11 protein-coding genes are annotated in these 14,638 nt (G+C 52.8%); 7 read left to right on the top strand and 4 right to left on the bottom strand.

The window, feature by feature from the left end; translation table 11 throughout:
* Positions 1–129: 129 nt before the first annotated feature.
* From PLA01S_RS24080 to PLA01S_RS24065, 4 genes are all read left to right on the top strand, one after another.
* Positions 130–2,295, top strand: coding sequence for a glycoside hydrolase family 3 N-terminal domain-containing protein (locus PLA01S_RS24080; RefSeq protein ID WP_127594355.1), 2,166 nt, complete (start codon positions 130–132; stop codon positions 2,293–2,295).
* 40 nt (positions 2,296–2,335) lie between these two features.
* Positions 2,336–5,713, top strand: a complete 3,378-nt coding sequence (locus tag PLA01S_RS24075; protein ID WP_127594354.1) for a GH36-type glycosyl hydrolase domain-containing protein — start codon at positions 2,336–2,338, stop codon at positions 5,711–5,713.
* 82 nt (positions 5,714–5,795) lie between these two features.
* A complete protein-coding gene (locus tag PLA01S_RS24070) occupies positions 5,796–6,293 on the top strand; it encodes a GNAT family N-acetyltransferase (RefSeq protein ID WP_127594353.1) in 498 nt (165 codons plus the stop codon).
* Positions 6,294–6,466: 173 nt separating this feature from the next.
* Positions 6,467–7,126, top strand: coding sequence for an MOSC domain-containing protein (locus tag PLA01S_RS24065; protein ID WP_127594352.1), 660 nt, complete (start codon positions 6,467–6,469; stop codon positions 7,124–7,126).
* Between the two features lie 231 nt (positions 7,127–7,357).
* On the opposite strand, the gene PLA01S_RS24060 is transcribed toward PLA01S_RS24065, so the two are convergent.
* Together PLA01S_RS24060 and PLA01S_RS24055 are read right to left on the bottom strand one after the other, a co-directional pair.
* Positions 7,358–7,906, bottom strand: coding sequence for a GNAT family N-acetyltransferase (locus PLA01S_RS24060; RefSeq protein ID WP_127594351.1), 549 nt, complete (start codon positions 7,904–7,906; stop codon positions 7,358–7,360).
* 41 nt (positions 7,907–7,947) lie between these two features.
* Positions 7,948–8,202 carry a DUF2164 domain-containing protein gene (locus PLA01S_RS24055; protein ID WP_127594350.1) on the bottom strand — a complete coding sequence of 85 codons (255 nt, stop codon included), beginning with the start codon at positions 8,200–8,202 and terminating at the stop codon, positions 7,948–7,950.
* A gap of 276 nt (positions 8,203–8,478) precedes the next feature.
* On the opposite strand from PLA01S_RS24055, the gene PLA01S_RS24050 reads away from it, so the two are divergent.
* On the top strand, positions 8,479–10,197 hold the full coding sequence (locus tag PLA01S_RS24050; protein WP_127594349.1) for a glutamine--tRNA ligase/YqeY domain fusion protein: 1,719 nt from the start codon (positions 8,479–8,481) through the stop codon (positions 10,195–10,197).
* A 153-nt stretch (positions 10,198–10,350) separates the two neighbouring features.
* Here the strand turns inward: PLA01S_RS24050 and PLA01S_RS24045 are convergent, their stop codons facing one another.
* A complete protein-coding gene (locus tag PLA01S_RS24045; protein ID WP_127594424.1) occupies positions 10,351–11,577 on the bottom strand; it encodes an MFS transporter in 1,227 nt (408 codons plus the stop codon).
* A gap of 199 nt (positions 11,578–11,776) precedes the next feature.
* On the opposite strand from PLA01S_RS24045, the gene mobA reads away from it, so the two are divergent.
* Positions 11,777–12,433, top strand: coding sequence for a molybdenum cofactor guanylyltransferase (gene mobA, locus PLA01S_RS24040; protein WP_127594348.1), 657 nt, complete (start codon positions 11,777–11,779; stop codon positions 12,431–12,433).
* A 145-nt stretch (positions 12,434–12,578) separates the two neighbouring features.
* Here mobA and moaA read toward each other — a convergent pair whose 3' ends face one another.
* Positions 12,579–13,583 (bottom strand): GTP 3',8-cyclase MoaA, encoded by a 1,005-nt coding sequence (moaA, locus tag PLA01S_RS24035; protein ID WP_127594347.1) that lies wholly within the window; start codon positions 13,581–13,583, stop codon positions 12,579–12,581.
* Between the two features lie 341 nt (positions 13,584–13,924).
* Between moaA and PLA01S_RS24030 the strand changes: the two genes are divergently transcribed.
* Positions 13,925–14,602, top strand: coding sequence for a TorD/DmsD family molecular chaperone (locus tag PLA01S_RS24030; protein ID WP_127594346.1), 678 nt, complete (start codon positions 13,925–13,927; stop codon positions 14,600–14,602).
* Positions 14,603–14,638 lie beyond the last annotated feature (36 nt).

The raw sequence follows: 14,638 nt of genomic DNA, 5'->3' as shown, positions 1-14,638 counted from the left end.
ATGGTTGATTTCTAAGTAAAAACCTTTATAAAGTATATGGTTTTATAGCCAATACTGATCGATTTTAGAAAAATCAAAACGTTTCGAATCAATGATAAAGTGAATGGCAATGACAAAGGAGGATGGGAAATGGCAGATCAACAACTACTTTCTCTGGTAGAGCAGATGACGCTGGAGGAAAAAATTGCGCAGCTTATACAACTGGCCGTCCCTTTTTTCGAAGGAGCTCAAGAATCGGGGCAGATTACAGGACCGATGGAGTCGCTTGGCATCACCGATGACATCGTAAGTAATGCCGGCTCCGTGCTAGGTTTGGCGGGTGCGGAGGAAGTGATAGCCGTCCAAGAGGCACATTTGCGCAAAAATCGATTGAAAATTCCACTGCTGATGATGGCCGATATCGTTCACGGCTTTAAAACGATCTTTCCGGTGCCGCTCGCCATGGGGAGCTCATGGGACCCTGGCCTCGCGGAGCGGAGTGCGGAAATCGCTGCGCGCGAAGCCGCGGTATCCGGCCTGCATGTGACTTTTGCACCGATGGTGGACCTGGTGCGCGATCCCCGCTGGGGACGGGTGATGGAGTCGACCGGTGAAGACCCTTACTTAAACAGTGAATTTGCCAGAGCTTTTGTCAGAGGTTTCCAAGGGGATGACCTGAGCGGGGATCTCAACCGGCTGGCTGCTTGCGTGAAGCACTTTGCCGCATATGGAGCAGGCGAAGGGGGCCGCGATTACAACACGGTGGACATGTCCGAGCGTCAGCTGCGGGAATATTACTTACCTGCGTACAAGGCTGCGCTGGATGAAGGTGTCGAGATGGTCATGACCGCCTTTAATACGGTGGATGGCATACCGGCTACGGGCAATAAACGGCTGATGCGCGATTTGCTGCGCCGCGAATGGGGCTTTGACGGCGTGCTGATCTCCGATTGGGGAGCAGTCAAAGAGCTGATCCCTCACGGGGTAGCGGAGGACGAGGCAGAGGCAGCGTTAAGAGCCATCGAAGCGGGCGTGGACATCGAGATGATGACGTCCAGCTATGTTCATCATTTACCGGACATGGTACGAGAAGGCCGGGTAGACGAGAGTCTGATCGATGAAGCGGTGCTGCGTATTCTGTCATTGAAAAAGCGCCTTGGACTGTTCGAGCGCCCTGTGCGGGGAGCCGATCCACAGGCGGAGCAGGAGATTGTGTTCTGCGAAGAACACCGTCAGGCAGCCCGGGAGGCAGCGGCGAAATCCTGCGTTCTTCTGAAAAACAACTCGCTACTGCCGCTGCGTGGTGAGCAGCATGTGGCATTGATCGGTCCGTTTGCCGCCAGCGGCGATATTCTTGGGCCATGGTCATGGACAGGCTCCAAAGAAGATGCGGTAACCCTGGAACAGGGACTACGCGCCAAGCTGTCTTCCGGTGCCCTCACGGTAGCCGAGGGCTGTAACGTGAACGCCATGACTGGGCAGCAGTTGGAAGAGGCGATGAAGGCAGCAAAGGAAGCCGACGTGATTGTGCTTGCGCTGGGCGAGGATTCCGAGATGAGCGGCGAAGCGGGCAGCCGTGCGTTTATAAAGCTGCCTCAACCGCAGCTCGAGCTGATTCAGCATTTGAAAACGCTGGAGAAGCCGATGGTTGCCGTATTGTTCAACGGTCGTCCGCTGGATCTGCATGGCGTGCTGGACGAAGCGGATGCCGTGCTGGAAGCCTGGTTCCCGGGAAGTGAAGGCGGAGCGGCCGTAGCTGCCCTGCTTATGGGCGAGGCGAATCCTTCCGGCCGGCTCAGCATGTCGTTCCCTTATTCCGTTGGGCAGGTGCCGGTATACTATAACCATTTTAATACCGGCCGTCCGAAGGATGCGCCCGATGCGCAGGTACGCTATGTATCGCAATATTTGGACATACCGAATGAGCCGCTGCTTCCGTTTGGATTCGGCCTCAGTTATACGGATTTCCTCTATGGGAGGATGAGCCTGTCGGCGGAAGAGATGTCCCCGGATCAACCACTTGAAATCACGGTTTCGGTAACGAATGCCGGCGATATGGCCGGTGAAGAAGTCGTCCAGCTGTACGTCCGGGACCGATCCGGTGAGGTCGTTAGACCCGTCAAAGAGCTGAAGGCCTTCCGCAAGGTGCTGCTGCAGCCGGGCGAACGCCAGGAAATCACGTTTACGCTGACCGAAGAACAGCTTCGCTATCATCACTCGGATTTGTCTTTCACCAGCGATGCGGGCGAGTTCGACATCATGGTCGGAAAGAACAGCCGGGATACGGAGACCAGACGTTTTCGGCTTCGAAAATAACACGACTAACATCATTTATGCAGAATAGGAAGTGAAACTTGTGACAGCCAATCATGTAATGAACGATGCAAAAGTTGTACTCCAGGCGGGAGAATTGACGTTTTCCTTTTTGCCTAGCGGTGATCTTTATCAAGCCACTTACGGCACGACGATGATCAATCAGCTGCTCTCCAATTCGATTGATGGCGCCCTCAACAATTTATTTCTGAGAATCCATACCGAAATCGGCATCGAGGCCGTTCCTATGCTCGGGGTACACTCCAACAGCGTGGTCACTCATGTGGATAACCGGTTGATATGGGAAGGCAGCGTCAAGGGAGTAGATTATAAGGTTCTGTTTACCCCAACGGATACCGGCGCATGGTTCTGGGACGTCGAGCTCCGGGGGGAAGGAATTCAAGCCGACGTCGTGTATGGGCAGGATATCGGGATCGCCCATCCGGGCGCCGTTCGAAACAATGAAGCCTATCTGTCCCAATACATCGACCATGCTGTGTTCCAGAAGGAAGATCTGGGGTATGTCGTGTGCTCCCGTCAAAATCAGCCGCAGGGAGGCGTATTCCCTTATCTTCAACAGGGAGCGCTGACTTCTGCCGTGGGATATGCAACGGATGGCTTTCAGTTCTTTGGTCTTTCTTATAAAGAGACGAACCAGGCTGAGGCTTTATCCAAGGAGAGCCTGCCGAATGAGGTATATCAATATGAGTTTGCCTATACCGCCCTGCAGTCCCCTCGCGTAACGCTGAATGGCACGGCACGGTTGGTATTTTACGGCCTGTTTAAGGAGAATCATCCGGATGCAGTCACAACGCTTGAATTCCAGGATGAGCTTCAGGCTGCATGGCAGCAGGTTGAAGCGCGCCGCTTGACGGAGACGAGCAATTCGCTGCCTCGGATCGAGCGATCCGAACGCTTCGGGGAGCCTTTGCGCACATTGCCGCTGACGGAAGACGAGCTGAACGCTTTGTACCCTTTACGCCGCCAAGAGGAGCGTGACGGGGAAGAACTGCTCTCGTTCTTCACGGATACTTATGAGCATATCGTCATGAAGGAGAAGGAGCTCCGCGTAGAGCGTCCGCACGGCCATATCTTGATGAGCGGCAACAATGTGAAGCTGGGCAGTCCTGTCATTACGACAACCTCTTACATGTACGGCGTGTTTAATTCCCAGCTGGTGACGGGGAACACGAACTTTAACAAAATGATGAGTCATGCGCGAAATGCACTGAACGTGCCTAAGACATCCGGACAGCGGATTTATGTCGAGATGGACGGGGAGTATCGCCTCCTGACGATGCCGTCCGTGTTCGAGATCGGATTTAACTATGTACGGTGGTACTATAAGACCGAAAGCGACATGCTGATCATCACCAATTTCACGTCTGCCGCGGCTCCGGAGGTTACGCTTCAAGTCCGATCCGAGAGCGGAAGGGCTTATCGTTATCTGGTCACCATGCAGATCACGATGGATGTCAACGAATATGAAGTGCCATATCATATGGTTCAGGAAGACGGCATCCTGACTTTCCGTGCCGATTCGGCATCGCTCAGCGCTTCCGTGTACAAGGAACTGCATTATCGTCTTGGCGTGACGGGAGCCGATATGCAGGTTAAGGACGAAACTTGTCTGGCAAGCCATATCGCGCCCGGCAGTGCCTCCCTAACGGTACTTGAGCTTGGCGAGAGTACGGAATGGACCATGACGGTACAAGGCAGCCTTGATGCAGCGAGCGCTCCGCTAGCGGCGCGGGAAGCCGATGAAGAAATTGCAAGCTACCGCTCATTCTATGCGTCCGTCATGAACGGGTTCCATCTGAGCCGGCAGAATGGGCAGGAAGACGGCTTGTTCAAGGTAAATGCGCTGGCCTGGTGGTATACGCATAACATGCTCGTTCACTATTCGGTACCGCACGGCCTGGAACAATACGGCGGCGCGGCGTGGGGAACGCGCGATGTATGCCAAGGGCCTGTTGAATATTTCATGGCAACGCATAAATACGAGCAGGTACGCGAGATCCTGCTTGAAGTGTATTCCCACCAGTATGAGGATGACGGAAATTGGCCGCAGTGGTTCATGTTTGATCAATATGCTCATATTCAGCAGGAAGAGAGCCACGGCGATATTATCGTATGGCCGCTTAAGGTGCTGGGCGATTACTTGGCCGTCACGCATGATTACAGCATATTGGAGTCTGTTGTTCCTTACACAAGAAAACACAGCTTTGATTTTACGGAGCAGACGTACACCGTGCTTGAGCATGTGAAGAAGCAAATGGCCTATATTCAAAATCATTTCCTGCATGACACCTATCTTTCTTCATATGGAGACGGGGACTGGGATGATACGCTTCAGCCGGCTAACGCGCAGCTGAAGCAGTTCATGGTCAGCAGCTGGACGGTGGCTTTGACCTATCAGACCCTGAACCAGTTCTCCCGCGTTATGGAGGGTGTGGACCAAGTGATGTCCGATGCCATGGGGGAACTCGCGGAAGGAATTCAGCGGGATTTCAATACGTATATCTTAAACTCCGAAGTCATTCCGGGCTTTGTCTATATGGAGAGCAAGGAGCAAAGCAGATTCCTGCTGCATCCGTCCGATGAGGAAACGGGAATCCAGTACAGGCTGCTTCCGATGACGCGCAGCATGATCAGCGAGCTGCTGACGCCGGAGCAGGCAGCAAGCCATTATGAAGTTATCCGTGAGCAGCTGTTCTGTCCGGACGGTGTAAGATTGATGAACCGCCCGGCCGTATATGCCGGCGGCGTCAGCACGCACTTTAAGCGGGCGGAGCAGGCGGCGAATTTTGGCCGGGAGGTTGGCCTTCAATATGTGCATGCGCACATCCGTTATGTAGAGGCGATGGCAAAGCTCGGCAAGAGCAGCGAGGTTTGGAGCGGGCTGGAGCGCATCAACCCGATCGGCATTACCGAGGTTGTGCCGAATGCGGAACTGCGTCAGAGCAATGCGTATTTCAGCAGCTCGGACGGGAAGTTCAACACGCGCTATGAAGCGCAGGAATCGTTTGATGCGCTGCGAAGCGGACGCGTGCCTGTCAAAGGCGGCTGGCGGATTTATTCCAGCGGTCCGGGGATCTACATGAACCAGCTGATCTCCAATGCGCTTGGCATTCGCGAAGCGGGAGGAGACCTGGTGATCGATCCGGTCCTGCCGAAGACGCTGGATGGCCTGGAATTCCAATTCAACTATGCGGGGATAGCGGTAACGTTCATTTATCACATGGATCGCGCCGAGCGGACTCGTATCACCATTAACGGGCAGGATGTAGCAGCGGTTGCCATCTGGAACCGCTACCGCGCAGGCGGCGTTCGTATTGCGGGTGCGGATTTCAAACGATTGGCCGGAGAGGGCGACACCGGCTGTGTCGTGGATATTTACGCCTCTATTCATGAACAATAATTCCTAACCCGTGAAACTCGTCTGCAAGAAGCAAACCGGTCTGATATAATAGAGAGAATGGTTATCAAAGCGAGGGATGGCGATGAAGACCCGTCAAGAGACATTGACCATCCGGTTCTCCGAGATGAAGGATGCTGCTGCACTCATGGAACTCGACGAACTGGTATGGGATCGCAATACGGCCCCTGCCCCATTGGAGTGGACCTCAAGAGATCAGTATCTTCTGCATTGTCCGCCAGGCACACAGCTCGTGGCGCTGCGTGAGGGAGAATTGTGCGGTTACATCGGATTCCGGTCGCCCACAAGCCTTCACAGTAATCGTCACGTGCTGGAGATGAACATCGCGGTTCACCCTGCCTATCAACGGCAGGGCATCGGGCAGCGGCTGATCGAAGCCGTGAAGGATATGGCGCGCGTGGAAGGCATTTCGAAGCTGAGGCTGCGGGTGCTGTCCAGCAATCCGGGCGCCTTCTCTTTTTACAGGAACTGCGGGTTTCAGGAAGAGGGCAGGCTGATTCAGGAGTTTTACGTGGATGGACGTTACGTCGATGATATCTTAATGTGCTGCTTCTTATCATGATCACATCATGATACCCCTCTAGGCCGGTTAACGTGCGGCAGAGAGGAGTCATAGGGTTGAACAGTCCGGCAGCTTGCCGGGCTGTTTTTTTCGTGGCTTAAATGGCTTCTGGACAAGGGTACACGCTATTGAATATAGTAGATGAAAAGAAAAGAAGGCGGAGGTTATTTTCCATGACCATGGGCATTGTATCGCTGAATGTGGGAAAGCCTGTAACGGTTGATTATCAGGGAAAGGACCTGTCTACGGGAATTTATAAGCAGCCTGTGGAAGGCCCCTTATTCCTAAGTGCGTTGAATTTCGAAGGGGATGGTCAGGCCGATCTCGTCAATCACGGCGGCGTGGATAAGGCGGTGTGCGCGTATCCTTCTGAGCATTATCCCTATTGGGAACAGTCCTTGGGCAAACAGATGGAGTATGCTGCATTTGGCGAAAACCTGACGCTGCGGGGGATGGTGGAGGATCAGGTTTGCATCGGGGATGTATACCGGATAGGCGACGCGGTGGTGCAGGTCAGCCAGCCTCGATATCCCTGCTTTAAGCTGTCGCAAAAGCATGGCGTTAAAGACATGCCGGCAAGAGTATTGAATACGGGATACAGCGGGTTTTACTTTCGAGTCCTGGAGGAAGGGGACGTCCGTGCCGATTCCGTGGTCGCTCAGCTTGAGTCCCATGCTTCCGGCATCACGGTGCTGGACGTGCTTCGAATGATGAAGGATGGGAGGAAGGATGAACGCGGGTTGTCCCGCATGCTGGAGATCGATGCGCTGTCAGCCAGCCTGAAGGCGCAATTCGGCAAATGGCTGGAGACCCTGCGGGACCATCAGGAGTGAGACGCGGGCTCCCAGCCAAGCACTTAGCCAAGGTTATCCTACGTCCTAGAACATATACAGACAACAAAAACCGGCTTGCATCCTGATCGTAGGATACAAGCCGATTTTGTTGGGATTCTAGTGCTAAGTGAAGCCGAACAATTTCAATAATTGCAGGAAAAACATCCTTTTAAGTGCGGCCTGTGTTCTGCGAAAAAGCGCCGATGGACGTTCTTAGAACGTTATCGCGCATTACCTCATCCGCTTCCATTCGCTCTGAATCATGCCGTAGACCGCATGGTTGACATAGCCTTGGGGGAGCTTCTCGGCTTCCCTTATGACTCCCTCCAGGACAAACCCCAGCCGTTCCGGAATGGCCCGGCTGCGATGGTTAGCCGTTGCACAGCGAATCTCCACCCGGTTCAGGCCCATTCGCATCAGCGCGTGATCGGTGAACGCCCGGCATGCGCTTGTCATCAGGCCTTGCCCCGTAAAATGCTGATCCAGCCAATATCCGATGCTGACCGAGCGGTTGTTCCAATCAATCTCATGAAACGAGATGGTGCCCGCCAGCTCCTCGCGAACCCAGATGCCAGCCGAAAAGCCGCCGGTCTCAGCCGCTTGCTTCATGGCGCCTTTGATATAATTGACGGTATCGTTGACCTCGGTAACAGCATCCACCCACGGAAGCCACTTGCGAAGACGGTCCCGGGACCGATCGGTAATTTCGAACATCGCCCGTGCATGCTCGATGGCAAGCGGGCGCAATTCAACATGGTCATCTAAAGTGTATCCAAACATACGGTATCTCCTTTGTTCTCCATCGTGAAGTGTATGTAGCTTTAACGTGTCCGCTTCACTTTTTGCTCCAATGCGTAAATATCTTCTTCAATGGAAATCATACGCTGATTGACAACCGTTCTGCAGTCGCTGAGCGCTTGATTGTACAGATGCGGCCCTAAGGTTTCCATGAAAAAATCAAGAACCCCTTCTGCTGCCAGATGGCCGAGGGTTTCGCCGCGCTCCGTTTCAAAGTATTCCTGAACCAGTTCAATCAGCTGTTCGCGTTGTTCCTTGGGGAATTTACTAGGTTTCATAAGAGATTGCAGGCCTCCTTCCATCGCTGTTTTTCTCTCCATGCTACCCTATTGAAAAGCCCCCGTCAAAACGATTTTCACCGGCATTTTCGGCTGTAGAAGGATTCTCTGCGCGCAGGTTTAATGCAGGGAGCGGGCTGCTTGTCGGAATCCTCATCCCAAGTCGGCAGCTTGCGGCACGGAAGTGCCGAATTCCTTGAACAATCGCGGCATTACAGGTATATTTAAGGGAAACACGTTTATACAGGAGATAGACAGAAATTACAGGACGAAAGGTTGATCAACGTGGAGAACCATCGGGGCACCCCCTCCAATTTCATAAAAAATGTTATTACCGAAGACCTGAAGTCCGGTAAAGTTAAGGAAATCGTTACCCGCTTTCCGCCGGAACCGAACGGCTATTTGCATATTGGACATGCCAAGGCCATATGGATCAATTTCACGCTGGCCGATGAATTCGGCGGACGGACGCACTTGCGGTTCGATGATACGAACCCGGTGAAGGAAGACATTGAGTATGTGAACTCCATCAAGGAGGACGTGAAGTGGCTCGGATTCGATTGGGAAGAGCTGCGGTACGCGTCCGATTATTTTGAAGAGATGTACAACCGTGCGGTGCTGCTGATTAAGAAAGGGAAAGCTTACGTGGATGACCAATCCGCCGACCAAATCCGCGAAACGCGCGGAACCCTGACCGAGCCTGGGCAAAATAGTCCGTACCGGGATCGCAGCGTGGAAGAAAATCTGGATCTGTTCGAGCGGATGCGCAAAGGGGAATTCGCCAACGGCGAACGCGTGCTCCGCGCCAAGATCGATATGGCTTCGCCGAATATCAATTTGCGGGATCCGGTCATCTACCGTATCTCTCACGCGCATCATCACAATACAGGCGACAAGTGGTGCATTTATCCGATGTACGCTTTTGCCCATCCGCTGGAGGATGCCATTGAAGGGGTTACGCATTCCCTGTGCTCCCTGGAGTTTGAAGATCAGCGCCCATTCTATGATTGGGTCGTGGCGGAATGCGAGATGGACAGCACGCCGCATCAGTATGAATTCGGGCGTCTCAACGTGGCGCAGACGGTTACGAGCAAACGCAAACTGAAGCAGCTCGTAGACGAGAATGTTGTGGACGGCTGGGATGATCCGCGCATGCCAACGATCTCCGGACTTCGCCGACTGGGGTATACGCCTGAAGCCATTCGCAACTTCGTGTTTGAGACAGGAATTTCGAAGGCGTACGGCACGGTGGACCGCCAAGTAATGGAACACTTTATCCGTGAGGACCTGAAGCTGAAGGCCCCGCGTACGATGGCTGTGCTGGACCCGCTGAAGGTGGTCATTACGAATTACCCTGAAGGTCAGATCGAATGGCTGGACGCCGAGAACAACACGGAGAATCCGGAGATGGGGATTCGCCAGATTCCGTTCTCGCGTGAGATCTATATTGAGCAAGAGGATTTTATGGAAGATCCTCCGAGCAAATATTTCCGCTTGTTCCCGGGCAATGAGGTGCGTTTGAAGCATGCGTATTTCATCAAGTGCAATGACGTGATCAAAGACGAGAACGGCAAGGTCGTCGAGATCCACTGCACGTATGATCCGGAGACGAAGAGCGGGAGTGGCTTTACCGGACGCAAGGTGAAAGGAACGATTCACTGGGTGGAGGCCACGCAGGCCGTGCCTGCCGAATTCCGCCTGTTCGAACCGCTGTTCAAGGACGAAGAGGAAGAAGCCGAATTGGTGCAGGAGGTTGCAGGCGAAGCGGAAGAAGCAACTGCCGAGAAGTCCTTCCTGGACGACATCAATCCGAACTCGCTGCAAATCGTGCAAGGATTCGTGGAACCGAATATGAAGGATGCTGCACCGCAGGACAAGTTCCAGTTCTTCCGCCACGGATATTTCAACGTCGACTCGAAGTATTCGCAGCCAGGACGTCCGGTATTTAACCGCGTGGTCTCTCTGAAGAGCTCGTTCCAGCTTCCGAAGAACTAATTAAGATACACGGGATGGGCGGCGTAGAAGAGGTCTCCCGCGACCTTATAACGTAAACAAGACTCGAAGATTCCGTTACAGGATTCATTCGAGTCTTGTTATATTATGGTGATACCAGCTTGCAATTGGAATGGCTTGCGTACGGACCACGTTCTAACTCGCAGCGTACTCCTCGATCTCGTCGACTTCGGGATCGTCCGGATGCAGCGGCTGATACCCGTGCTTGCGAAGGTTGTACCACATCCAGCCAAAGCCGATGGCACCCACAATGGCAAGCATCGTGCCGGTCCAGTACATGATCTGCGCCCCGAAGTTCTGGAACATCCAGCCGCCGGCGAGGCCGCCGATGACGCCGGATATGCCGCTCCAGCTTAAGGTATAGATTGCTTGTCCGGAAGCACGGTACGGCGTCGGAACAAACAGCATCGTCAGCTGTACGCCGACATAGAAATAGCCGCCGAAGGTTACGCAGTGCAGCAGCTGGATGAAGGCCACCTCCAGCGCGCTGTTGGCTTCCGCCATCAGCAGCCAGCGGAGGGCGAAGAGCAGGCTGACAATCGTCAAGCAGCCGACCAGGACATTGATTTTACGCTTCAGGAAGCGGTCAAACAGAATGAAGATCACCACTTCAAATATCGACGAGAAGAAAATCGCCAGGCCCACCATCTGCTTGGTACCGCCAAGCTCCAGAATGTAAAGGGACATAAAGGTGTTATTGGCTGTGTTCGGGATGGATACCATGATGCCTAATAGAATGAACCAGACAAAATAGGAATTCAGGAACAGCCTGCTGAGTCCTTTAAGGTTAACCGATGCTGACGCCGTTGTTTTCTGGATGGAGGGCAGTGTGAACATGAACAACGCCGCCACCAGCAGCATGATCGAGAACACGATGGAGATGCGTCCCGATCCGAGCCGGTCGATGACAGGTCCTGCAGCAATTGCCGTCAGCGCCCAGCCCAGGGACCCCCATAGCCGGAACGAACCGAATTTTTGCTGCGTCCCCTCAATATAGGTTAGAATCAGCGAATTCGTCTGTGAGAACATCGGAGTCTGGAAGAAATAAAAGAAAATCATCGTCATGTATATCATTGCATAGGTATTCGCCTGAAATACGAACTGAACCAGCAGCAGCGTACCGGTCATCATGATCAGCAGCACGCGTTTAATGTTGGCCGCCCGATCACCCCAGAATCCCCAGAACGGATTTGCGAAGATGGACACAAATGGCGCGATGGCCATCAGGCTGCCGATTTCGATTTTGCTCATGCCGATGTCTTGTAAATATAACTGGAAGAAACCGGTGAAGATGACCATGGTTCCGTAAATGAAGAAGTTGAACAGCTTGAGCGATGTCAGCGAAGGTTGAGCATTGTCCATATTCCGCAAGTAGGTCATTCCTTTCAAACCGAATGCAATCCAAAATCGCGGCAACGAAAAAAAGCCGCTTTCCTTTCAATGTATCACGCATTGAAAAGGGATACAAACCATCTTTTAAATGATTTTCCATTATTCTGGTTATTAACCTATAAACTGAATCAGGTTTTTTTACAACGTGTAAGAAAGGCTGGTAGAGCATATGAGCGGTCAACCCATAGATGTCGGCCTTCCGCCGGACCAGGTGACGGGTATCGTGCTTGCAGGTGGAGCCTCCCGGAGAATGGGGAGAAACAAGGCGCTGCTGCCCATAGAGGGAATGAGTCTAATCGAACGAACAGTTCAGGCGCTTGGCAAGGTTAGCGGACGGATAATCCTATCCACCAATGCCCCGGACTCTTATCCATTTCTCGGACTTGAATGTGTTCCCGACCTTTATGTCGGGCAAGGCCCGATGGCGGGACTCCATGCAGCGCTCAAGTCATCCCAAAGCACATGGAACATGGTTGCTGCGTGCGACATGCCCCATATCCATGAGCGTTTCCTTCGGGGACTGCTGGATCTGGCGAACAAGCAGCATACAGCAGACGCTGTCATCCCCGTTGTAGATGGTAGGGTGCATCCGCTGCTGGCGGCATATCGCAAAGAAACCGCAGAAGGCCTTGAACGCTGGCTGATCAAGGGACAGCTGCGCATGGTGGAGTGGGTGCAGGAGCTGGATGCCGTCTTTGTGCACGAGGAGCAATTAGAGGCAATGACGGGCCTTGATCCGCGCAGGATTTTATTTAATATGAACACGCCAGGGGAATACGAGGAGGCAGGCGGCCTGCTGAACACGGACTTTCCTAAGGAACGATAGTAGAGTTCTCATAGCAGCATCAAGGTGCAAAGGTTGATGAAACCGGTACTCATCCTAAAAAATAACCCCGCCATCTAAATGCTTGGCGGGGATTTTAATATAGATCATACGACTGCCTTCAGCTATTATACGCACAGCAGATGGTTTATCCGCCGATCTGTGACATACGCCGGACGGTGGGGGTATGGCTTTGCGTTTTTTTCTCGAGCGCGAGCGCCATTTCATGATTCAGCGGTTTGGCGCCCAGCGCTTTGCGGAACAGGTTCGCCACCGCGGAAGGATCATCGACGACGCGGCGCACGTTAAATTCGTCGGACCAGTACAGGCAAGCTTTGATGTGGCCGTCAGCCGTCAGCCTGAGGCGGTTGCAGGAATCGCAGAAATGATCGCTGACCGGATGGATCAGACCGAAGGTTCCTGTAGCTCCAACCACCTTCATATTTTGTGAGGGCCCATTGCCGGATGGCCCCTGCTCTTCTTGAATGGTCCAACCCGCATCCTGGCACACTTCGGATACCCGGCTCAGCGGCATATATGAATCTCGCCAGGCATCGGATGCTTGGCCGATCGGCATGTATTCAATAAAGCGGACATGTAGGGGACGATCGAGCGTCAGCGCGATAAAGTCGCGAATCTCGTCTTCGTTGAAGCCCTTCATTAACACCATGTTCAGTTTGATGGGATCCAGGCCGGCTTCATAAGCGGCTTCAATGCCTTCCAGCACTTTGCGCACTTGACCGCCGCGCGTGATGCGCGCGTAGCGCTCCTCATGAAGCGAATCCAGGCTGATGTTGATTCGGGTAAGTCCCGCTTCCTTAAGCAGACGAGCTTTGGATGGGAGCATGATCCCGTTGGTGGTGAGGGAAATATCCTGAATTCCATCAATGGAAGCAATCATATGGACCAAGGACTCCAGATCCTTGCGCACCAGCGGCTCGCCGCCGGTAAGGCGTACTTTGGAGACGCCCATAGGGGCAAGGACGCGCATGATCGCTGCGATTTCTTCATAGCTCATAATCTGATCGTGAGGTTGGAATTCCAACCCTTCTTCCGGCATACAATAGACACAACGAAGATTGCATCGATCCGTCACTGAGATACGAATATAATCATGGACCCGACCGAAAGAATCTTTAAGCGGTTCGATCATGGAAATCCCCCTTTATAGCATGCATGGTCACATTGTAGCTATTCCCCGTACGGGAGTCAATGCACCTTTTGGGTCATGCCGGCAGGACAAGCTGCGGCAAAACGGCCATTGTTTTGTGAGAAGAATCACAGAAAACGCTTTCGGGATCCAGTATATTGAAGCTGTGGACAAAAGCTTTCTCCCCTTGAAAGCGAGTAGTGACATTCTAGATTTCCGAAAGTTTCCTGAATTTTCCGAAATTTTCGGAAATCATTTCAAACTGCTTTCATTAGACGTTCATCTAAGATATACTGTCAAGGATATCTCATCCAACAAGAAAGGTTACCAATAGGAGGTTCGATATGGCGATATCACCTGTTCAAACTTTGGAGGTGCCTGACGTCTGTCACAGATGGCTTGAAAACCGGGGGACGGTCTACGAGCTGCTGATTGATTTTTTGGGCAATTGGCCCAGCTTGTCTATGATTGCGGAATGGAGCCGCGGAAGTGGAATTAGCAAGGCTGCGGAATGTTCGAAGGCCGGTACGGACCTGATGACATATTTATGTGGACGCTCACCTGAGGAATTGGTTCGGATTTGCGAATATGAAGGGGCGGAATACCGCCAATTGCTTCAGCAGTCCAAACAGCGTCAGGCGGCAGAGTCTCATTATACGAAGGATGGATGCGCTCAGGATTTAGCCGATTGTTATGCATCCGTCGGTGTTGCCTTTAATAAACTGCACGGCGAAGCGGACGATCATATAGCCATTGAACTGGAATTTATGACACTGCTTCATGACCGTATGCTGAACAATACGTATTGTGAACATAGCATGCTGCAATTGATGGAGGTTCAAGAGAAGTTTCTGGAGGAGCATCTGTTGTCATGGGTGCCATCCCTCTGCAAAGATTTGAAGGAATCCACGAAAAGTCCGCTTTATCAGTCGGTATTCAGTCTGCTGGAGGAGTTCCTCGCACAGGATCTGAACATGCTGAAGACGTGGAAGCATTCCAGGGAAGCTGTGCTGGTACATTAGCGAGCAAGACAACATCATCGTCATCAAAAAAAGCCC

Origin of the sequence: Paenibacillus lautus NBRC 15380 (genome assembly GCF_004000945.1) — a bacterium.
Taxonomy (GTDB): domain Bacteria; phylum Bacillota; class Bacilli; order Paenibacillales; family Paenibacillaceae; genus Paenibacillus_AQ; species Paenibacillus_AQ lautus.
This window is presented reverse-complemented; position numbering and strand designations above follow the sequence as displayed.

What these genes read in the sequence shown, in the direction of transcription:
- PLA01S_RS24070 (WP_127594353.1), top strand. Translation starts at nt 5,796, where the DNA reads ATGAAGACCCGTCAAGAGACATTGACCATCCGGTTCTCCGAGATGAAG.
- PLA01S_RS24065 (WP_127594352.1), top strand. Translation starts at nt 6,467, where the DNA reads ATGACCATGGGCATTGTATCGCTGAATGTGGGAAAGCCTGTAACGGTT.
- mobA (WP_127594348.1), top strand. Translation starts at nt 11,777, where the DNA reads ATGAGCGGTCAACCCATAGATGTCGGCCTTCCGCCGGACCAGGTGACG.
- PLA01S_RS24060 (WP_127594351.1), bottom strand. Translation starts at nt 7,906, where the DNA reads ATGTTTGGATACACTTTAGATGACCATGTTGAATTGCGCCCGCTTGCC.
- PLA01S_RS24080 (WP_127594355.1), top strand. Translation starts at nt 130, where the DNA reads ATGGCAGATCAACAACTACTTTCTCTGGTAGAGCAGATGACGCTGGAG.
- moaA (WP_127594347.1), bottom strand. Translation starts at nt 13,583, where the DNA reads ATGATCGAACCGCTTAAAGATTCTTTCGGTCGGGTCCATGATTATATT.
- PLA01S_RS24045 (WP_127594424.1), bottom strand. Translation starts at nt 11,577, where the DNA reads ATGGACAATGCTCAACCTTCGCTGACATCGCTCAAGCTGTTCAACTTC.
- PLA01S_RS24055 (WP_127594350.1), bottom strand. Translation starts at nt 8,202, where the DNA reads ATGAAACCTAGTAAATTCCCCAAGGAACAACGCGAACAGCTGATTGAA.
- PLA01S_RS24030 (WP_127594346.1), top strand. Translation starts at nt 13,925, where the DNA reads ATGGCGATATCACCTGTTCAAACTTTGGAGGTGCCTGACGTCTGTCAC.